Raw genomic sequence first — 19,336 nt, 5'->3', positions numbered from 1 at the left:
GACGCCCGCCGGGCAACCGGTAGCCGGCGGGCGTCGGTCGGTTCAGGGGTTCAGGGGCAGACCGGCTCGCCCGCCGCGGGTGGCACGGCGACCGCCTCCCAGGCGGCCTTGGTCTTCTTGAAGACGTCGCAGGTGGGGTCCAGGGCCTTGGCCGCGTACAGGGTCTGGCGGCGTTCCTGGCGGTAGTTGGTGCCGCCGGCGCGGGACATCAGGGCGTAGTAGACGACCTTGGCGGCCGTCTTGATACCCACGCCGGTGACCGGCGTCGGGGTGCAGGTCGGGCTGGTGGGTTTGCCGCCGCCCGGGTTGGAGCCCTCGGCGAGCAGATAGAACCAGTGGTTGAACACGCCCGCCGCCCGGTAGGGGTCCATGCTCGGAATCGCCGAGGTGTAGCAGTTCGCGTCACCGCGGATCGACGGGTTGTACATGAAGCGCAGCGGGCCGCTGCCGAACGGGTTGACCATCTCGCCGATCGTGTAGTCCGGGGTGTCGAACGGCGCCGGCTCGTTGGCGTACGCCTCGGTCAGGGTGCCCATGATGTCCGCGAGTCCCTCGGCCAGGCCCGGTTCGGTGAACGGAAAGCCCGGGGTCATCTGATCGATGGCGTGCCCGTACTCGTGGCCCACCAGATCCATCGCCGACATCCATTGGTTCTGGGTGCTGCGACCGATCACGACCTTGTTTCCGTCCCAGTACAGGTTGTAGTCGTTCAGGCCGACCTGGAGCGGCCAGGCCCCGCCGTTGCCGTTGTGCCCGTTGCGGCCGAGCCAGTTCCGGAACATGTCGAACTGCTTCTGCGCCGCCCACAGGGCGTCCACACACCCGGTCTCGATGGTGGCGGGGTTGCCGTTGCCCCACTCGTCGACGGGCTTGGCGAACACCGCGCCGCCGTATTTCGCGCAGCTCAGATTGGCCCTGATCGGGTCGCGCAGCGTGTACGTACTGCCGGAGCGTGTCGTGTCGATGGTGATCGGGTCCGGGCCGTTCCACTGGCTGTGGCCGATCCCGGCGTGCACCTCGTCGACGGAGTCGAGCACCGTACCGGACCCGGCGTCGACGAAGACGTGCAACCTGCTCGGCGCGGTGTCGGTCCGGCCGACCACGACGGTCTCCCAGGCCAGGTGCGCCGCGCCCGCGCCCACCCGCACCACCAGGCGGCTCGGGGCGACCCGGTCCACCACCGGCAGTCGGGTGCGCGCGGTGTCCTCGGCCGTCGGCCGGTCGACGCTCGGTGTGGTCGCGACGTCGATGCGCACGTCGTCGGCCGTCTGCACGGCGTGCACCCGCCCCCGACCGTCCGCCAGCACGGCGGCGTCCGCGCCGACCACGGGCAGGCCGCGGTAGGTGCGTGCGTACGAGATCGAGTAGATGTCGCCGACCCAGGGCAGCACCGACCGGCGCAGGTAGTGCCCGCCGGGCGTCCCGGTCGAGGCGCCGGTGTCGGCCATCGCCCGGTCGGCCGCCGCGATCGCCGCGGCCCGGGCGTCGGGGGCGAGAACGGGCCGTGCTCGTTCCGTGGTCGACTGCGCCGTCGTGCCGGCCACCAGGCCGACCATCAGGGCCAGGACCGACCCGAACGTCAACGTGCTGCGATGCATCGAGGCTCCTCGGGTAGAAGGCACGCCCCGACCACGAATCCGACCGCCGCCGCCCCTGCTTCCGCTTCCGCTTCCGCTTCCGCTTCCGCTTCCGGGACGAACGGACCACCCCACGCGCCGGGTTCGTCGCCCGAGCGAACAAAACGCTCACAGCGTGCCCGAACCACCGTCAACACCCGCCCGACCATCGGCACACTCCGGCAAAGTCCGGCGCCGCGCGTGCCCGGTCCAGGCCGCGCCCGTCCCCACCCGGCGGACTCGCGGGGGGTGTGGTTTTCCGCAGGTGGGGTCGGTGCCGCGCCCCATGGTCCGGGCGTCGGCGATCTTGGAGGCTGCTCCTACCGGTGATTCGAGGCCCGTTCCGACCGGAACGAGGCCCCATCGGGCGAGCGAGGAGGTCGGCGGATGCCGAGGAGCAGGACGCGGACGGCAGCGGTCACCGAGGACGCGCGGGGCACGTCGCCGTTCGCCGCGCGCGCCAGGGGGCTGGTCAAGGAGTACGGGTCGGGCCCGACCCGGGTCGCGGCCCTGGCGGGCGTGGACGTGGATCTCGTCCGCGGCGGCTTCACGGCGATCATGGGGCCGTCCGGCTCCGGCAAGTCGACGCTGATGCAGTGCCTGGCCGGGCTGGACACCGCCACCGAGGGCAGTGTGGCGGTCGGCGGTACCGAGTTGGCCGGGCTCGACGACACCGCCTTGACGCAACTGCGGCGCGACCGACTGGGGTTCGTTTTCCAGGCGTTCAATCTGCTGCCCACGCTGACCGCCCTGGAGAACATCACCCTGCCGGTCGAGATCGCCGGGCGCCGGGTGGACCGGGCCCATCTGGATCGCATCGTCGCGGCCACCGGTCTGACCGGCCGGCTGGCTCATCGACCCGCCGAGCTGTCCGGCGGCCAGCAGCAACGCGTGGCGGTGGCACGAGCGTTGGTGTCCAGGCCGGAGATCGTGTTCGCCGACGAACCGACCGGGAACCTGGACTCCCGGGCCGGGACCGAGGTGCTCGACCTGCTCCGCCGCGGCGTGCGCGAGTGGGGCCAGACCGTACTCATGGTCACCCATGACCCGAACGCGGCGGCCTACGCCGATCGGGTCGTCTTCCTGGCCGACGGCCGGATCGTGGACGACCTGGCCGAACCGACGGCGGACACCGTGTTCGCGCGGATGAGGGGGTTCGACGGCCCCGGGCGAACGTATCGACCCGGGTCCGATCCCGGGCCGGCGCACCCGATGGGCATGCCAGGCACGATCGGGAACGACACGGACGGGGTGCGACGGTGACGCTCACTCGGATCGCGCTGCGCGGAGTCGTGGCGCACAAGGCTCGGATGCTTCTGGCCCTGGTGGCCATCGCGTTGGGTACCGCGTTCGTCGCCGGGACCCTGGTCTTCCGCGACTCGGTCGCGGCCTCCGCGCGCGCGTCCTTCTCGGGGTCCGCGGCGGACGTGACGGTGACGCCCCGTCAGGGCGGCGATCGACAGGACGGCACCGGCCTGCCCGCGACCGTGCCCGGCCCGGTGCTCGACACGGTGGCCCGGACCGAGGGCGTGCGCGCCGCGTACGGTCGGGTGCACGTCCCGGACGTCGTGGTCCTGGACGGCCGGGGCAAACCGCTGAGTACGCGCGGCGGGACCGTCGCCGACTGGCCGACCGATCCCCGGTCCGCGCCGCGCGTGAGCCAAGGACGTGCCCCCGGCGGCCCGGCCGAGGTGGTCGTGGCGGCGAACACCGCCAAGGCGCACGGGATTCGGATCGGCGACCGGCTGCGGATCATGGCGATACCCGGCACCTTCGAGGCGACCGTGGTGGGCCTGGGGCAGGAGCGGGCGGATCGGGCCCGCGAAGCGGACGTGTTCGTGGACTCGGCCACCGCGCAACGCCGACTCCTGGGCGCGACGGCACGATTCACGTCCATCGCGGTCACCGCCGCGCCCGGGGTCGCCGACGCGCGATTGCGGCAGCAGGTGCTGGCCGCGTTGACCGATCCCGCCCCGTTCACCGTGCGCACCCGCGATCAGGAGGCCGCCGCCCGGGGCGACGCCGCCGGCGCCTCGCTGGACGTGGTCACCTACCTGATGCTCGGTTTCGCCGGGATCTCGGTGCTCGTCGGCGTGTTCCTGATCGGCAACACGTTCTCCATGCTGGTCGCCGCGCGCACCCGACAGAGCGGGTTGCTGCGCGCCGTCGGTGCCCGGCGGGGTCAGGTCAACCGGCTGATCCTGGGCGAGGCCGGGTTGTTGGGCGTGGCCGGATCGACGCTGGGACTGGCCCTGGGCGTCGGACTCGCGACCGGACTGATCCGGGTCGTGGGACAGGTCGGCGACACCCCGGCGGCGAGCGGGCCGACAATGCGCTGGTCGACGCCCGTGGCCGCGTACGCGGTGGGCGTGCTGATCACCCTGGTGGCCGCGTACCTGCCCGCGCGCCGGGCCGGCCGGGTCTCCCCGATGGCGGCGCTGCTGCGCGTGGCCGGACCCGCGACGGGGCGCTCGCTGCGGGTCCGCAACCTGGTGGCGGGCGCCACCGGACTGCTGGGCGCCGGCGCGCTGTTGCTCGCGGTACGCGCCGACGACCTCGCGGCGGCCGGGTCGTTGCTCGCGGTCGGCGTCCTGCTCACCCTCGTCGGTACCGTCGCCGGCGCGCCGATCCTGAGCGTATGGGCCGTCCGCGGCGTGGACCGACTGCTCGCGCGCCGGTCCGGACCGCTCGGTCGGCTCGCGCGCGGCAACGCGATTCGCGACCCGCGGCGTACCGGGGCCACCGCGTCGGCCCTGATGGTGGGCATCGCACTGGTGAGCTTCCTCTCCCTGGTCGCCGCGTCGCTGGTGACCTCGGTCGACGGCCAACTCGAACGCACCGTGAATGCCGATTACTTCATCCTCTCCTCGCGCCCGATGACCGAACAGGTGGCCCGCGTGGTCCGGGAGACGCCGGGCCTGGATCACGTCACCGCGCAGCAGACCGTGCGCGCCGACCTGATCACCGCGCACGGCACCGACCGCGATCACGATCTGACCGCCACCACCGAGCGGTTCACCGACGACTTCAAGCTGACCTTCACCGCCGGCGACGCCCGCTCGACGCTGGCCCCGGGCGGCGACGGGATCACCGTGCCCCAGGCGTTCGCCGACGAACACCGGCTGCGGCTCGGCGATCCGGTGCGGGTGCGCTTCCACGGCGGCGGCACCGCGCGGCTCACCGTCGGCGGCATCGTCCGCGACGGCGACGTGTTCGCCTCCGGCGCCACCTACATCGGCACCCACGTCGCCCGGGCGAACCTGCCCGCCGATCAAATGCCCCTGGACGACGTGTACTTCGCGACCACCGCGGCGGGAGCGGACCGGGACCTGGTGTACACGGCCCTGGCCGAGCGGCTGGCCGGCTTCCCACAGACCAAGGTGCGCGACCGGGACAGCTACCGCGAGGCGCTGCACGACACGGTCGCCCTCGCCCTGGACCTGGTGTACGCGCTGCTCGCGCTGGCAATCCTGGTGGCCGTACTGGGCGTGGTCAACACACTCGCGCTGTCCGTGGTCGAACGCACCCGGGAGATCGCGCTGTTGCGGGCCCTGGGGCTGACCCGGCGCCGGGTGCGCCGGATGATCCGCACGGAGGCGGTGCTGATCGCCGTGGTCGGCGCGGTACTGGGTCTCCTGCCCGGCCTGGCCTGGGGTGCGGCCACGCAGCGTGTGCTGTCCACGAAGGGCCTCGACACGCTCGCCGTCCCGTGGACCACGTGCGTGGCGGTACTGGTCGGCGCGGTCGTCGTCGGCACCCTCGCCGCGTGGCTCCCGTCCCGCCGAGCGGCCCGGGTCGACCTGCGCGAGGCGATGGCGAGCGGGGGTTGACCGGAAGGCCGACCGGGGTGAGGTCGCCCGGTCCGGCGGGGTCGAGCGAAGGCCGACGGGTGGGACGGAGGCGGGCGACCCGGCCTGTTCAACCGAAACCGGGCGCGCGGTTCAGCCGGAGCCGAACGATCCGCGCGGTTCGGCCGACGCCGAAAGACCCACGCCGTTCAGCCGGAGTCGAACGACCCACGCGTTTCGGCCGGAGGACCGGATGAGAGGCTCGGGTCACCGCCGTGACGTGCGCAAACGGGGACTGGGATGGGACAGGACGGGAGCAGGGGCATTGGACGGTTCGGGTCCGCTTGACGACACGCGGCACGCCCGCGGGTTCGGGACGGTCGTGCGTAGTGTGGCGAAGACTGCCCTGCGCGCCGTTCGGGTGGTCTTCGTGGGCACCGCGACCGCCCTGCCGGAAGTGCTCTTCCTGGCCGGCGCCGGGCTGTCGTACGCGCTCGTCCCCCGCTCCCGGACGCGCCCGCGCCGCGCCGCGCTCCGCCTGATCACGCGCGGCGCCCGCGCCCTGACCGACCTGGAGCGCGCACGCCTGGCCCGCCCCGGGGACCCGGTCCACCCCACCCCGACCGAGCCGAGGCGCCTGGTCCGCTACCTGGCGGCGCGGGTGCCCGTCGGGCTGCTCGGCGGCGCGCTCCTGGTGCTCACCGTCGGCGGCGCCGGGTTCGCAGCGGTGATGGTGGGCGCGTGGGCGACGGGCAGTCCGAACACCACCACCTCCGACGTGGCCATCCTGCTCGCATCCGGGCCGGCTCTGTTCGCCCTGGCGTTGTACGGCCTGGTCGGGCTCGCGGACACCGAACGGGCGCTGGCCCGGCGCCTGCTCGAACCGGACCCGAGCGAATGGTTGCGGCTTCGGGTGGACGAGCTGGCGGCGAGCCGGGCGGGCGTGGTCGAAGCGGTGCACGAGGAGCGCCGGCGGATCGAACGCGACCTGCACGACGGGGTGCAGCAGCGCCTGGTCGCCCTGGGCATGCTGATCGGCCGGGCCCGGCGCGGCAACGATCCCGCGCGTACGGACGAGTTGTTGCGTCAGGCGCACGAGCAGGCTCAGCAGGCGCTGACCGATCTGCGGGACGTGGCCTGGCGGATCCATCCCACGGGGTTGGACGACGGCGGGTTGCGCGCGGTCCTGGAGACGATCGCCGAGCGGGCGCCGGTGCGGGTCGGGTTGACGTACGACGTACCGGCGGAACCCGCGCCGATCGTGGCCACCGCGGTCTACTTCGTGGTCGCCGAGGCCGTCACCAACACGGTCAAGCACGCGGGCGCCGACGCCGTCACGGTGTGCGTCTCGGGCGCCGGCGACGCGGTGCGGGTGCGTATCGTCGACGACGGCCTCGGCGGCGCGGATCCCGCGGGCGGCGGACTGTCCGGGTTGGCCCGTCGGGTCGCCGCACTGGACGGAATCCTCCGGGTGGACAGCCCGCCCGGAGGTCCCACCACGATCACCGCGGAGGTACCGTGCGCATAGTCCTGGCCGACGATTCGGCCCTGTTGCGCGAAGGGTTGGCCCGACTGCTCGCCGATGAGGGGCACGAGGTGGTCGCGGGCGTCGGTGACGGCGACGCCATGGTCGAGGCGGTCCTCGAGCACGTCCCGGATGTGGTGGTGGCCGACGTACGGATGCCGCCCACGCACACCGACGAGGGTCTGCGCGCCGCGCTGGAGGTGCGGCGCCGGTTGCCGGGGGTGGGTGTGTTGGTCCTGTCCCAGTACATCGAGAAGCGGTACGCGGTCGAGTTGTTGACCCACGACGGCGCGGCGGTGGGCTACCTGCTCAAGGACCGCGTCGCGCACGTGGACGACTTTCTGGACGCACTGAACCGGGTGGCCGCCGGCGGCGCCGCGTTCGATCCCGAGGTGGTGCGCCAACTCCTGGCCCGGACCAGCCACGTCGACCCGCTGGACCGGCTCACCCCACGCGAGCGCGAGGTGCTGGCGCACATGGCCGAGGGCCGCACCAACGCCGCCATCGCCCAGGCCCTGCACGTGTCGCAGAGCGCGGTGGAGAAGCACGTCAACGCGATCTTCGACCGCCTCGACCTGGCCCACGCGGCCGGCCCGGGCTACAGCCGCCGAGTCCTGGCCATCCTGCGCTACCTGGGCTCCTGACCACCCGCGCCCACCACGTGGCTGCCTCGAACCCGGGCACGGCATCGCCGCGCGCGGGTCGGCGCATCCACCGGCTTCGCCACCCGCGCCGCGCAACTGCCCTACGTCCGCGTCCGGTTCACCTCCGGGACACACCGCGTCGCCGAGCGCGAGCACACCCGGAGCGACGCGTCCGCCGTGCCGCTTCCGGGTGAACGGGGCAAATGAGTACCCGTACTCATCCCGTGCCGGTCCCCCGGTGATGAGCTGACCACATGACACAACACGAGGCTTCGCTCCGGTCCGTGCACCGCGCCGGCACATCCGCGTCCCGGCGTGGCTCGCTGACCGCTCCCGTCATCGCCACCGTCCTGACCGTCCCGGTCGCGGGTGCGCACCTCTTCCTGTTCGGGCTGAGTGCGATGGCGTTCGACTCCTGCAACTCCGCCGCCGACTGCCCGGAAGCCACCGCGGCGGTGAACCGGGCCGCGTGGCTCGCGGTCGCGTCCGTGCCCGTCGCGTTGACATCGTGGTTGTGGCCCCACGAGCCCGGGTTCAACCGGTATCGCGCGGCACATCTGGGCGTCTACCTGGCGCTCGCCACAACGGCCGGCGCACTGTTCGTCACCGTGCCCGTGGGCCGCTGACGAGGTCCCGTCCGAGCGTCCCCGGCCGAAGCCGCGCACGGATCAGCCGGCGGACGGCCTGGTCCGGCGGTTCAGCGGCGGCAGGGCCACCGTGGCCGCCGCCGGTGGGGCGGTGATCTCCACCGGCTTGCCGGGATCCGACCAGTCGACGGTGTATGGGCCCGGAGCAAGGAGCCGCACCGGGACCGGACTTCCGGTGGCGGGTACGTACAGGCGGACGTCGCCGTCGTCCGGGTCGGGGAAGGTCAGCACGAGCATCCGCCGGCCGTCGAGCATCTCCTCCGAGCGGCGTATCGGCGTGGATCCCCAGTCCATCACGGCCGTCGCGACGCTGCCGTAGTCGGCGATCTCGGTGACGTCCTCGAATCGCGCGTTGTCCGCCTCGATCCTGACGTACTTCTCGTGCACTCGCCCGGCGTCGCTCGGGTCGGCGAGCTTGCCCGCGGCCGTCCAGTAGTCGGCGCCGGCCCTCAGGTACAGGTCCGCGCCGATCCGACGCAGTTCGATGGTTCTCCCGTCCACCGTCATCGAGCCGATGTAGCTCTTCCGGGACTGGTCGAACCGCAGGTCGTAGCCGATCCTGCGGCGCCCGTCGGATGATCGCACGTCGCCGATGGCGCGCACGGTCGAGACACCGCGCCCCGCCGCCTGGATGCTCTTCTTCAGCGCGGCGTCGTCCAGCTTCGTGTTGTCCTCGCCGGTCTCGGCGACCGCGGGGGTCGAGGCACCGAGCGTCGCGGTGGGCGTGCCGATCCCCACCGGCGTCGAGTCCGCTCCGCAGCCGGCCAGGAGCAGAGTGCCGGCAAGCATCGCGGCGGCGAGGGTGTGGTTGTAGGCGCGCAAGTGCGGCTCCCGTTCGACCCGAATCGGCTCGGCCCGACCGGTGTTCGGGCCCGGCACTGCGACGCACGCCGCCGGGACGGGGTTCCGTGTTCCGCGCGGAAGATATCGGCACTGCTAATTTGACCGGTCGACGGCGGTCGACGGCGGCCCCGACGGAAGCGGGGCCGCACGCGAGTCCGGCCCATCCGGCGGTCCGTCGCCCGGCCGAGTCGCGAGCGCCCGATTCCGAGGATCAGGAGAGCCGGCCCATGAACCTGGAGTTGACCGACGAACAGGACGCCGTGCGGGATCTGGCCGCACGGTTCGCCGACCGCGAACTCGTCCCGCACGCCGCCGACTGGGACCGCGCCGAGTCCGTCGACCCGGGCATCGTCGCGAAGTTGGGCCGGCTGGGCTTCCTCGGCCTGACCATTCCCGAGGAGTACGGCGGATCGGCCGGCGACCACCTGGCCTACTGTCTCGTCCTGGAGGAACTGGGGCGCGGTGACTCGGCCGTGCGCGGCATCGTGTCGGTCTCGCTCGGCCTGGTCGCCAAGTCGATCGCCACGTACGGGAGCGAGGAGCAAAGGCACGCGTGGCTGCCTCGGCTGTGCGCGGGCGAGGCGCTGGGCTGCTTCGCGCTCACCGAGCCGAACACCGGGTCGGACGCCGCGAATCTGACCACCCGCGCGGTGCGCGACGGCGGCGACTGGCTGCTGACCGGCGCCAAGATGTTCATCACCAACGGCACCTGGGCCGATGTGGCGCTGGTGTTCGCCCGGACCGGCGAGGCGGGCCACAAGGGCGTGACCGCGTTCCTCGTGCCCACCGACACCCCCGGTCTGGAACGCCGCGAGGTGCACGGCAAGTTGGGCCTGCGTGGTCAGGCCACCGCCGAACTGGTCCTGGACGCCGTCCGGGTGCCGGACTCCGCGCGCCTGGGCGAACTCGGCAAGGGCTTCTCGGTCGCGATGGCCGCGCTCGCCAAGGGCCGCATGTCGGTCGCGGCCGGCTGTGTGGGGATCGGGCAGGCGTGCCTGGACGCGGCGGTGCGCCACGCGGGCGAGCGCGAGCAGTTCGGCAAACCCATCGCCGGCCACCAGTTGGTCCAGGAACTGCTCAGCGACATCGCCGTGGACGTCCGCGCGGCCCGGCTGCTGACCTGGCAGGTCGCCGACCACATCGATCGCGGGCTGCCGTTCGCCACCGAATCCTCGGTGGCCAAGCTGTTCGCCTCCGAAGCCGCGGTGCGCGCCGCCAACAACGCGCTCCAGGTGTTCGGCGGATACGGCTACATCGACGAGTATCCGGTCGGCAAGTATCTGCGTGACGCCCGCGTGATGACGCTCTACGAAGGCACCAGCCAGATCCACAAACTCCTCATCGGCCGTGCCCTGACCGGCGTGAACGCCTTCGCCTGAGCGCCGGAGCCCCGGAGACCGTGAGCCTCCGACCCGACCCCCGACCCCCGACCCCGGCTCGGGGCGCGCGGCCGGAGGCGAGCGTACCTCCGCCCGCCTCCGGCCGATCCCGAGCATGATGGATTTCCCGCCCGTCCCCGTCGGACGGGGCCGAGATCCGGGCACGATCACCACATGGGTCCCGACGACGTCTTCTCTCGGCCCGCGCTTCCGCCCCGTGTCGGATCTCCGGCCGAGCCCGCCGCCTCCACCCCTGTGACCTCGTGCCCGGGTCCCTCCACCCCGGCTCGCATTCCCCGGCGGGCGGACGACGTTGTCCGCTCACCCCGTCCCCGTAGCCTGGCCGATCGGCCGTTGTCCGGAAACGCCTTTCAGCCTGGGCTGAAACCCGCTGGTCGCAGCGTCGTCGAGGACGCACACTGTCGTGGTCCTCCCGAGGACGTGCACATCGAACGGGAGGTCGGCACAAGGAACATCTCGGCGGAAACGCCCCCAACCATCCACTCGACCCTCGGAGTACACGAGTGCTGCGGATCCACTTCACCGCGGAGGACCTGGCCCGGACCCGATTGGCCACGACGGTCGGTGCGGCGGCCGAGACGTACCACAGCCTGGAGCTGCTGCACGGTCCGCGCAGACCGCTGCCCTTCCGGGCATGGCGCACCGAGGTGGCGGCGCGACTGGAGGCCGCGCCCGGTCCGCTCACCGCGCTGATGCCCATCCGCGGCCCGGGTCTGGATCTGCGCACGCTGGTCGGGGACTCCCCCTCCCTCGACGAAAGCATCGAGAACCTGCTCGCGGTACCCGGCGCGCGATTACGCGCGGAACTGAAGCACCTGACCTTCGCCCCCGCGTACTCGACCTGGGTGCGCGACTTCCTGGACGGCTCCCTCGAACCGCGCCGCGAGTTCGCCGAGGCGCTGCGCGCCTGCCACGACGTGACGGTCGCGCCCTTCCACGACCGGGTGCGCTCGCACCTGGAGGCGGTCCGCAGCCGCTACACCCACACGCTGCTCGACAGCGGTGTCGAGGGCCTGTTGGCCGGGTTGTGCGTACCGCTCATCCGCTGGAATCCACCGGTCCTGGAAGTACGGCATCGCAAGGACCACGACATCCTGCTCGGTGGCCGGGGCCTGGTGATCGCACCGACGCTCTTCGTCTGGCGTGAGTCGGTGGTGCTCTGGGACGTCCAGGACGAAACCGCGCCGTACGTGTTGGCCGTCCCCACCGTGCGCGACCTCCAGGACGGCGTCGCGCTGTGGCAACCCGGCGTGGGCGACGACCGCGCGCTCGGCGCGCTCCTGGGCCAGACCCGGGCCGCCGCGCTGACCGTGATCAACGACGGTTGCACGACTACGGAGTTGGCCCGTCGGCTGAACGTCTCGGCGGCGTCGGCGAGCCAACACGCGACCGTGCTGCGGAACGCCCGGCTGATCACCACGACCCGGCGAGGTGGCGCGGTCCTGCACTCGCTGACCTCACTGGGCCTGGAACTGCTCGGCGAGAGCCCGCTACGCGCACGCCATCCGGCCCGGACCTGACCCGACGGCACGAACGTCCGTCGAGTGGACACCGGTCCCCGGACGCCCGGGCGCGGAATGCCCGGGCGTGCCGCCGATCACGTGCCGGCGGCCTCCGACCGCTCCCGCCACCACGGCGTCGGGCTGCTCGGGTCGCGCAGCGCGTTGGTCGCGCAGTGCACTTCGCCGCCGCCGATGTGGGCCCAGGGGCCACGCCGATCCCGGCCCCGAAGACCGCCGCCAGTGCCACCGCTCCCACTCGACTCTTCGCGCCGCGCATGTGCCTGTCCCTTCGTGAACGCCCCCTACCTCGTCCACTCTCCGGACATCGGCCCGCGCCGGCGTCGTGCGGACGACCGAATCGTGACTGCACCGTTCGATGTAGGCCCGGCTTGGGATCGTCGCGGCGCCACCCGGGCACGCCGCGGGCCCCGGCGCTGCCGTCCCGACACAACCGCCCGGGCACCGCCGTGCCGGCGACCCCGCCCGATCACATACGCGCTGTGCGTCGGCGTCGGCGTCGGCGGGACGCACGGCGTCGGCGCCGGCGCACGGCGTCGGCTCAGTCCGTCGGCGGCAGTGCCTCGATCAGGGCGATCGCCGCGGAGCAGCACAGGATCAGGCCCAGTTCGGCGACGGTGGAGGGCTCCGCTCTGGGTTCCCCGGGCCGCGTCGGCGGCGCCGGTACCGGAACCGCCGGTTCGCCGAGCAATTCGCGGTTGCGCAGCAGGGCCTGGAGGACGTCGAGCAGCCCCCACGCGCCCCATGCCGGCTCGTGTCGACGGGCGCGGTCCGAGGCGTCGACGAGGGCGAGCGAGCGAATCGTTTCGGCATGACCGGCGGCGAGTTCCTTCGCGGTGTCCGCGCCGACGCGCGCGGCGATGTGGCCGTGCACCAGCATCCGGCCGGTCATCAGGGCAACGCTCAGCTTCAGCGCCCCGGGCCCGGTCCGGGTCAACGCACCCGGGTCCTTGGCCCGGCGCAGCGCGGCGCGGCGGCGGCGCAGTTCGAAGGCGACGGTGGGGAGCAGGTTCGGGTGGAACGCGGCCCCGGCGGCCTGTTCGTCGTCGAGCCCGGGCACCATGTCCCGTACCAGTGCCGGCGCGGCGGATCCGATCACGGTCCGAGTCGCGTGCAACCAGCGCGGCGCGGCGCCGAGTTCGATCCGCGGCAGGTCCCGCAGCACGAGCTCGGTCACCGGGCCCCGGAGCGTCGCGGAGAGCTCCGCCGTGCGGTCGGCGGTCAACCCGAGTGCTTCGAGCGCCTCGGTGGGATCTCCCGCCGGGTCGTTCGCCGGGTCGTCCGGTGCACCTCGTCGATTCCACAACCCCACGTCGACCTCCACCCGGTTCCCGTCGCTTCGTCGCCATCGTCCCACGCCCCGTTGTCGCCCCGTTGTCGCACCGTTGTCGCGCCGTTGGGCGTCCACGACGATCCACGCGCCCGCCCGCACGAAACGCGCGGCGAGGCGCGGCGAATCGACTCGGACCGGCCCACGCTTCCGGTTGGCGCCCAGTCCGGGGAGCGCACCCGCCGGCGCACCCGATGCATTCGCCCGGATCCGCACTCGCCACCCACGGCCGAACGCACGCCCGGTGCGGTCCGCACACGCCGAAGCCCCCACGCGCGGTTCGGCGCGTGGGGGCTCGGGTGCCGATGTCGATCGGAGCCGGCCTTCGGGTCGTGCGGGTCGGGTTCGCGCCTCGATGCGGCGCGACCCGGCTACGGTCAGGGCAGGCGCGTCGTGCCGTCGGCGTCGGCCGTCTGCGCCCGACGGCGCGAGGAGGCGAGCAGCGGGACGATGTTGAGCAGCAGACCCACGATCGCCACTCCGGTGACCAGGTTGGCCCCGGGCCGGTAGGCGCCGAAGTCGGTGTCGCCGGCGGTGGCGCCGGTGGTGACGGCGGTGACCACGGCGAGCACGAGGGCCGCGCCGACCTGGCCGGAGGTCTGCACCAGGCCCGAGGCGAGGCCCTGTTCGGAGTCCTCGATGCCCTCGGTGGCCTGGGACATGATCGCGCTGAAGCCGAAGGCGAAGCCGCCACCCAGGAGCAGCATGGTGGGCAGCACGGTGAAGGCGTAGTTCGGGGTGCTGCCGGCGGTGGCGAGGAACCACGCGTAGCCCAGGCTCATCGAGGCCATCGACGCGATCAGCAGCGGCGCGGTGCCGTAGCGGTTGATCAGGCGGCCGGTGAACGGCGATCCGAAGGCGACGACCAGACCGGCCGGCAGCAGCGCGAGCGCCATCCGCAGCGCGGACCAGCCGAGGCCGTCCTGGAGGTAGAGGGTCATCATGAACTGGAAGCTCATGTAGGAGCCCATCAGCGCGACGATGCTCAGGTTGGCCCGCACCACCGTGCCGATCCGCAGGATGCCGAACCGCACGAGCGGGTGGGCGATGCGCTTCTCGACGAACACGAACGTGGTGAGCAGTACGGCGGCCAGCACGACCGAGCCGAGCGTGAGCGGCGCGGTCCAGCCCCGTTCGGGCGCGGAGACGACGGTGTAGACGGCGAGCAGCATGCCGCCGCTGAGGGTGGCGGCGCCGACCAGGTCATGGCCGCCGGAGTCGGCGGGGCGGTCCCGCGGGATCAGGAAGTACCCGGCCACCAGGGCGAGAACGGCCAGCGGTACGGGGGTCAGGAAGGTCCAGCGCCAGCCGAACTCGGTGAGCAGTCCGCCCAGGATCAGGCCGGACGAGTAGCCGCTCGCGCCGAAGACGGAGAAGACGGACAGCGCTCGGTTGCGGGCCGGGCCCTCGGGGAAGGTCGTGGTCAGGATGGACAGTGCGGTCGGCGCGGTGAAGGCCGCGGCCAGACCCTTGATGAAGCGGCTGGCGATGAGCAGGCCGCCGCTGTCGACGAGCCCGCCCAGGAGTGAGGCGGCGGCGAACACCGCGAGTGCGATCAGGAAGACCCGGCGCCGGCCGAGCAGGTCGGCGGTGCGACCGCCGAGCATCATCAGTCCGCCGTACCCGAGCACGTAGCCGTTGACGATCCACTGCAACGAGGTCGCGGACATGCCCAGTTCGTGGCCGATCGAGGGCAGCGCGACGCCGACCATGGAGACGTCGAGGCCGTCCAGGAACAGGACGAGGCACAGCACGGCCAGGACGCCCCAGAGTTTGGGAGTCCAGTGCGAGGCGGACGGTGTTGAGGTGGACGCGGCGGACGAGGGGACGGACTTCTCGCGGGAGGACGGTCCCGCGTAGGTCTCGACTGTTGGGGCCATGGCGACGAACATATATGCGCACGCATTGAATGTCTACGCATTAAATGTGGGTGCAATAAATTTGCTTGCATGTTATGACGGGTGGCGTTACCGTGACGCGATGAAGACCGAGGAGCCGCTGATCGAGAGTTGGCGCACCCTTTTGTCGCGATACAGCCGGGTCGCCCACGAGCTCGATCGCGCCCTCCAGGCCCGGCACGACATCGCCATGAGCGACTTCGAGGTACTGGACCGGCTGATCGCCGCCGAGGGATGCAAGTCCCGGATCCACGACCTGGTCAGCGACCTGCACCTGAGTCAGAGCGCCTCCTCGCGGGCCGTCGCCCGGCTGGAGAAGTGTGGTCTGGTCCAGCGCGCGATGTGCGACACCGATCGCCGCGGCGTCTTCGTCACCGCCACCGACAAGGGCCGCGCCCTGCACGCCCAGGCCCGGCTGACCCAGCTCGAAGTCCTCCGCGAGCAACTGACCTGACCGCCAAGGCCCCGGCGTCCCGATTCGGACGGCGCGGTGTCGCCGTCCGACGGGCCGACGACACCGCCTCCCCGACCCGGTAAAGGACCCCGCCATGACCACCTTGCACGCGTTCCCCCTGGAGCCCACTCCGCTCCACGTGCCCGACCGGGTCCTCGACGACCTGCGCGCCCGTCTCGCGTCGACCCGGCCGCCGCTGGACGAGGGGAACGAGGATTGGTCCTACGGCGTCCCGGACAGCCATCTCCGTGAGCTGGTCGCCTACTGGCGGGACGGCTACGACTGGCGCAAGGCCGAGGCCGCCATCAACGCCCACGAGCACTACGAGGTGCGCGTCGCCGGTGTCCCGGTGCACTTCATGCGCAAGCCCGGCCGCGGCCCCCGCCCGATCCCGTTGATCCTCACCCACGGCTGGCCGTGGACGTTCTGGCACTGGTCGAAGGTGATCGACCCGCTCGCCGACCCGGCCGCGTTCGGCGGCGACCCCGCCGACGCGTTCGACGTCATCGTGCCGTCCCTGCCCGGCTTCGGTTTCCCCGGGCCGCTCACCGGCTTTCCGGACGTCAACTTCTGGAAGGTCGCCGACCGCTGGCACACCCTGATGACCGAGACCCTGGGATACGAGAAGTACGCCGCCGGGGGCTGTGACATCGGCGGGATCGTCTCCAGCCAACTCGGCCACAAGTACGCCGACGAGCTGTACGGCATCCACATCGGCTCCGGGCTGCCGCTCGACTTCTTCACCGGCCACCGCGCCTGGGACTTCGCCCGGAATCGGCCCCTCACCGACGACCAGCCCGCCGACGTCCGGGCCCGCATCGTCGAGCTGGACCACCGCTGGGCCCCCCACCTCGCCGTGCACATGCTCGACGGCGCCACCCTGGCCCACGGACTGAGCGACTCACCCGCCGGACTGCTCGCCTGGCTGCTGGAGCGCTGGAGGGCCTGGAGCGACAACGGCGGCGACGTCGAGTCCGTCTTCAGCAAGGACGACCTGCTCACCCACGCCACCATCTACTGGGTGAACAACTCCATCGCCACGTCGATGCGCTACTACGCCAACGCCAACCGCCACCCCTGGACCCCCGCCCACGACCGCACCCCCGTCGTCCAGGCCCCGGTCGGCCTCACCTTCGTCACCTACGAGAACCCGCCCGGCGTCCACACCGCCGACGAGCGTGTCCGGGCATTCGAGACCGGCCCGCAAGCCGCCTGGTTCAACCACGTCAACGTCAACGCCCACGACCACGGGGGCCACTTCATCCCCTGGGAGAACCCCGACGCCTGGGTGAGCGACCTGCGCCGCACCTTTCGCGGCCGCAGGCCCTGACGACCGGCGGCGAAGGCGCACCCGTCCGGCGTGTCCGCCACCGGGCCTGGTTCATCCCCGACTCCCGGGCCGACGAGGCGGGGTCCCGCGCCCGGTGGGCGCGGGACGCTCGGACCGGCCGCGCCGGGCGCCCTACCCCGATGTGCGGCGGGTGCCCACCGCCTGTCGGGTTTCCTCGGCGGTCAGATCCGCGTTGACGGCAGCCGCCGCACGCATACCGGAATCGGCGGAGCCGACGACGGTGGCGGTGAGGTCGGTCACGTTGCCCGCCGCCCACACCCCGGGTGTCCCGGTCGCACCGGACGCGTCGGTGGGCACGTACGTACCCAGCACGTGTCCGCCCATCTCCGCCTCCCGGGTCTCCAGGCCCAGATCGCTCAGGAGCGCGGCGCGGGCGGTGAAACGCGGAGCCACCACCAGGGCCCGCACCGGCACGGTGGTCCCGCCGGCCAGGACCACACCGGTCAACCCGTCCCGGTCGTCCACCCGCAGCTCCCGCACCTCGCCGTCGATCACGCCCACGTCGCGCGCGGCGAGCCGCTCGTACGCCTCGTCGTCCGGCTCCGGACCGGTGTGCAGGAACAACGTCACCCGCCTGCTCCACTGGCTCCACATCAGCGCCTGCTCGACGCCCATCGGTCCGGTGGCCAGGACACCGATCGGCTGATCCCGCACCTCCCAGCCGTGGCAGTACGGGCAGTGCAACACCTCGCGCCCCCACCGCTCGGCCAGCCCTGGCACCGCAGGCAGCTCGTCGACCAGCCCCGTCGTCACCAGCAGCCGCCGGGCCCGGATCGAACGGCCGTCCACCAGCCCCACCCGGAAGTCGCCGTCCGCCGCGCGTCGTACCCCCGCCACCGTGCCCCTGGTGAGCTCGCCGCCGTAACCGGCCACCTCCCGGCGGCCGTTCGCCAGCAGCTCGGCCGGCGCGATGCCCTCGCTGCCCAGAAAGTTGTGCACCCCGTGGGCCGGCGCGTTGCGCGGCTGTCCGGCGTCGACCACCAGCACCGACCGCCGGGCGCGCCCCAGGGTGAGCGCCGCGCTCAAACCGGCGGCGCCGCCGCCCACCACGACGACGTCGTAACGCCGCTCCCGGTCACCCGAACCCGAGGCATCGCCCGCCTCCGTCGAGACCGCGTCGGCCGCGAAATCCTGTCCGTCTTCCCTCATGCCGTACACCTCCCTTTCGGTGTGCAGCATCCGCGCCCCCTCGGCACCCCGGCAACATTCCTTGCCGCAATGGCAAGAACGAAGCCGGCGCATCCGGACCGACGGGCCCGCGGCGGCGGAGGTGCGGGCGTTCGCGTCGGTCGCGCGGGAGCCCGCCGACTCCCGTCCGTCCACCCTCGGTGCGGGTGAGGGCTCCGGTGCTCGGCCGGGGACCACCGGTACCTGGCCGGGCGCCGCCGGCTACGGCAGGCTCGCTGCCATGGACAACGCACCGAACACCACCCCACCCGCCGCCGCCCGGGAAGGTCTGCCGGCCGGCAAGGTCGCCTTCGTCACCGGCGCCGGGCGCGGCATACGCCGCCGCGGCACCGCTGTTCGCCCGCGAAGGCGCTCGCGTACTGCTCGCGGCGCGAACGAAGAGCCAACTCGAGGCGGTCACCGAGGACATCCGGACGCGGGGCGGCGTCGCCGACTACGCGGTCTGCGACCTGGCGGACCCGGCCGACGTACGCGCCGCCGTCGATCGCACCGTGGACCTGTACGGCCGACTGGACGTCGCCTTCAACAACGCCGCGACCGGTATCCCGCCCGGCCCGATGGACCGGGTCGCCGAGGCCGACTTCGATCACATCTACACGGTGAACCTCAAGGGCACGTGGCCGGCCATGGTCGCCGAGGTCGCCGCGATTCGCGCCACCGCCGGAACCGGGGCCATCGTCAACAACTCCAGCGTCGGCAGCCTGCGGGGCAACCCCGAACTGCCCGCCTACGGGGCGATGAAGCGGGCGGTCAACAGCCTCACCGAGTCCGCGGCCGTCACGTACGGCCCCGAGGGCATCCGGGTCAACGCGATCGCCCCCGGCACCACACTCACCGAGATGGTGCGCGAGTGGGAGCACAACTCCCCCGGCGTCGTCGACCGCCTGAACGCCCGGACGCCACTGGGCCGCGGCCGATCCGGACGAGATCGCCGAGGCCGCCGCGTGGCTGCTCAGCGACCGCTCCTCCTACGTCACCGGCACCGTCCTGCGCGTCGACGGCGGCATGCGGGCCTGACCCGAAGGGTGCCCCGCGTAAGTTTCGCCTCGCCCGGGGCTCCCCTCTCGGCGCGCACGCGGGTGCTACCGCGGGGCCGCCGGCCGCACGCCGCGACTTGCCCGCGCCGGGCCGA

Annotated in this window: 14 protein-coding genes and 1 pseudogene; 10 read left to right on the top strand and 5 right to left on the bottom strand. The window is 72.6% G+C overall.

Going from position 1 to position 19,336, the window contains the following annotated elements:
* Window positions 1–50: 50 nt before the first annotated feature.
* Complete coding sequence (locus ACIRL2_RS33055) at window positions 51–1,598, bottom strand: M4 family metallopeptidase (protein WP_402237011.1); 1,548 nt, start codon at window positions 1,596–1,598, stop codon at window positions 51–53.
* 405 nt (window positions 1,599–2,003) lie between these two features.
* On the opposite strand from ACIRL2_RS33055, the gene ACIRL2_RS33050 reads away from it, so the two are divergent.
* The 5 genes from ACIRL2_RS33050 to ACIRL2_RS33030 all read left to right on the top strand — a co-directional run bounded on the left by ACIRL2_RS33050 (window position 2,004) and on the right by ACIRL2_RS33030 (window position 8,199).
* A complete protein-coding gene (locus ACIRL2_RS33050) occupies window positions 2,004–2,879 on the top strand; it encodes an ABC transporter ATP-binding protein (RefSeq protein WP_395865238.1) in 876 nt (291 codons plus the stop codon).
* Window positions 2,876–5,446 (top strand): ABC transporter permease, encoded by a 2,571-nt coding sequence (locus ACIRL2_RS33045; RefSeq protein WP_395865240.1) that lies wholly within the window; start codon window positions 2,876–2,878, stop codon window positions 5,444–5,446. Before ACIRL2_RS33050 ends, ACIRL2_RS33045 begins: the two co-directional genes overlap by 4 nt.
* Before the next feature lie 349 nt (window positions 5,447–5,795).
* Window positions 5,796–6,932 (top strand): sensor histidine kinase, encoded by a 1,137-nt coding sequence (locus ACIRL2_RS33040; protein WP_402237008.1) that lies wholly within the window; start codon window positions 5,796–5,798, stop codon window positions 6,930–6,932.
* The gene (locus ACIRL2_RS33035; RefSeq protein WP_395865244.1) at window positions 6,923–7,573 is read left to right on the top strand and encodes a response regulator; all 651 of its coding nucleotides are present in this window, start codon (window positions 6,923–6,925) and stop codon (window positions 7,571–7,573) included. The genes ACIRL2_RS33040 and ACIRL2_RS33035 overlap by 10 nt, the downstream gene beginning before the upstream one ends.
* Before the next feature lie 254 nt (window positions 7,574–7,827).
* A complete protein-coding gene (locus ACIRL2_RS33030; RefSeq protein ID WP_402237005.1) occupies window positions 7,828–8,199 on the top strand; it encodes a hypothetical protein in 372 nt (123 codons plus the stop codon).
* 42 nt (window positions 8,200–8,241) lie between these two features.
* Here the strand turns inward: ACIRL2_RS33030 and ACIRL2_RS33025 are convergent, their stop codons facing one another.
* Window positions 8,242–9,042 carry a hypothetical protein gene (locus tag ACIRL2_RS33025; RefSeq protein WP_402237003.1) on the bottom strand — a complete coding sequence of 267 codons (801 nt, stop codon included), beginning with the start codon at window positions 9,040–9,042 and terminating at the stop codon, window positions 8,242–8,244.
* A gap of 248 nt (window positions 9,043–9,290) precedes the next feature.
* On the opposite strand from ACIRL2_RS33025, the gene ACIRL2_RS33020 reads away from it, so the two are divergent.
* Together ACIRL2_RS33020 and ACIRL2_RS33015 are read left to right on the top strand one after the other, a co-directional pair.
* The gene (locus ACIRL2_RS33020) at window positions 9,291–10,442 is read left to right on the top strand and encodes an acyl-CoA dehydrogenase family protein (RefSeq protein WP_402237000.1); all 1,152 of its coding nucleotides are present in this window, start codon (window positions 9,291–9,293) and stop codon (window positions 10,440–10,442) included.
* A gap of 524 nt (window positions 10,443–10,966) precedes the next feature.
* The gene (locus tag ACIRL2_RS33015; RefSeq protein ID WP_402236997.1) at window positions 10,967–11,983 is read left to right on the top strand and encodes an ArsR/SmtB family transcription factor; all 1,017 of its coding nucleotides are present in this window, start codon (window positions 10,967–10,969) and stop codon (window positions 11,981–11,983) included.
* Between the two features lie 541 nt (window positions 11,984–12,524).
* On the opposite strand, the gene ACIRL2_RS33010 is transcribed toward ACIRL2_RS33015, so the two are convergent.
* Both ACIRL2_RS33010 and ACIRL2_RS33005 read right to left on the bottom strand, forming a co-directional pair.
* Window positions 12,525–13,295 carry a hypothetical protein gene (locus ACIRL2_RS33010; RefSeq protein WP_402236994.1) on the bottom strand — a complete coding sequence of 257 codons (771 nt, stop codon included), beginning with the start codon at window positions 13,293–13,295 and terminating at the stop codon, window positions 12,525–12,527.
* Window positions 13,296–13,690: 395 nt separating this feature from the next.
* Window positions 13,691–15,193: an MFS transporter gene (locus ACIRL2_RS33005; protein ID WP_395865257.1), complete on the bottom strand. Its 1,503-nt coding sequence runs from the start codon at window positions 15,191–15,193 to the stop codon at window positions 13,691–13,693.
* Between the two features lie 100 nt (window positions 15,194–15,293).
* On the opposite strand from ACIRL2_RS33005, the gene ACIRL2_RS33000 reads away from it, so the two are divergent.
* Entirely contained in the window at window positions 15,294–15,665 is a 372-nt protein-coding gene (locus ACIRL2_RS33000) for a MarR family winged helix-turn-helix transcriptional regulator (RefSeq protein WP_395865260.1), read from the top strand.
* Between the two features lie 94 nt (window positions 15,666–15,759).
* Window positions 15,760–16,995, top strand: a complete 1,236-nt coding sequence (locus ACIRL2_RS32995) for an epoxide hydrolase family protein (protein ID WP_402236990.1) — start codon at window positions 15,760–15,762, stop codon at window positions 16,993–16,995.
* A gap of 132 nt (window positions 16,996–17,127) precedes the next feature.
* On the opposite strand, the gene ACIRL2_RS32990 is transcribed toward ACIRL2_RS32995, so the two are convergent.
* Window positions 17,128–18,165: an NAD(P)/FAD-dependent oxidoreductase gene (locus ACIRL2_RS32990; protein ID WP_402236988.1), complete on the bottom strand. Its 1,038-nt coding sequence runs from the start codon at window positions 18,163–18,165 to the stop codon at window positions 17,128–17,130.
* A gap of 259 nt (window positions 18,166–18,424) precedes the next feature.
* Between ACIRL2_RS32990 and ACIRL2_RS32985 the strand changes: the two are divergent.
* A pseudogene (locus tag ACIRL2_RS32985) lies at window positions 18,425–19,221 on the top strand (SDR family NAD(P)-dependent oxidoreductase).
* Window positions 19,222–19,336: the final 115 nt, after the last annotated feature.

This window comes from Embleya sp. NPDC127516, from assembly GCF_044765325.1.
In the GTDB taxonomy this organism is placed as follows: Bacteria; Actinomycetota; Actinomycetes; order Streptomycetales; family Streptomycetaceae; genus Embleya.
Note: the sequence above shows the minus strand (reverse complement) of the source record. Positions and strands in the feature narration are given on the sequence as shown.

Excerpts from the sequence above, each read along its gene's own strand:
- ACIRL2_RS33055 (WP_402237011.1), bottom strand. The coding sequence starts at position 1,598 with ATGCATCGCAGCACGTTGACGTTCGGGTCGGTCCTGGCCCTGATGGTC.
- ACIRL2_RS33050 (WP_395865238.1), top strand. The coding sequence starts at position 2,004 with ATGCCGAGGAGCAGGACGCGGACGGCAGCGGTCACCGAGGACGCGCGG.
- ACIRL2_RS33030 (WP_402237005.1), top strand. The coding sequence starts at position 7,828 with ATGACACAACACGAGGCTTCGCTCCGGTCCGTGCACCGCGCCGGCACA.
- ACIRL2_RS33020 (WP_402237000.1), top strand. The coding sequence starts at position 9,291 with ATGAACCTGGAGTTGACCGACGAACAGGACGCCGTGCGGGATCTGGCC.
- ACIRL2_RS33005 (WP_395865257.1), bottom strand. The coding sequence starts at position 15,193 with ATGGCCCCAACAGTCGAGACCTACGCGGGACCGTCCTCCCGCGAGAAG.
- ACIRL2_RS33000 (WP_395865260.1), top strand. The coding sequence starts at position 15,294 with ATGAAGACCGAGGAGCCGCTGATCGAGAGTTGGCGCACCCTTTTGTCG.
- ACIRL2_RS32995 (WP_402236990.1), top strand. The coding sequence starts at position 15,760 with ATGACCACCTTGCACGCGTTCCCCCTGGAGCCCACTCCGCTCCACGTG.
- ACIRL2_RS32990 (WP_402236988.1), bottom strand. The coding sequence starts at position 18,165 with ATGAGGGAAGACGGACAGGATTTCGCGGCCGACGCGGTCTCGACGGAG.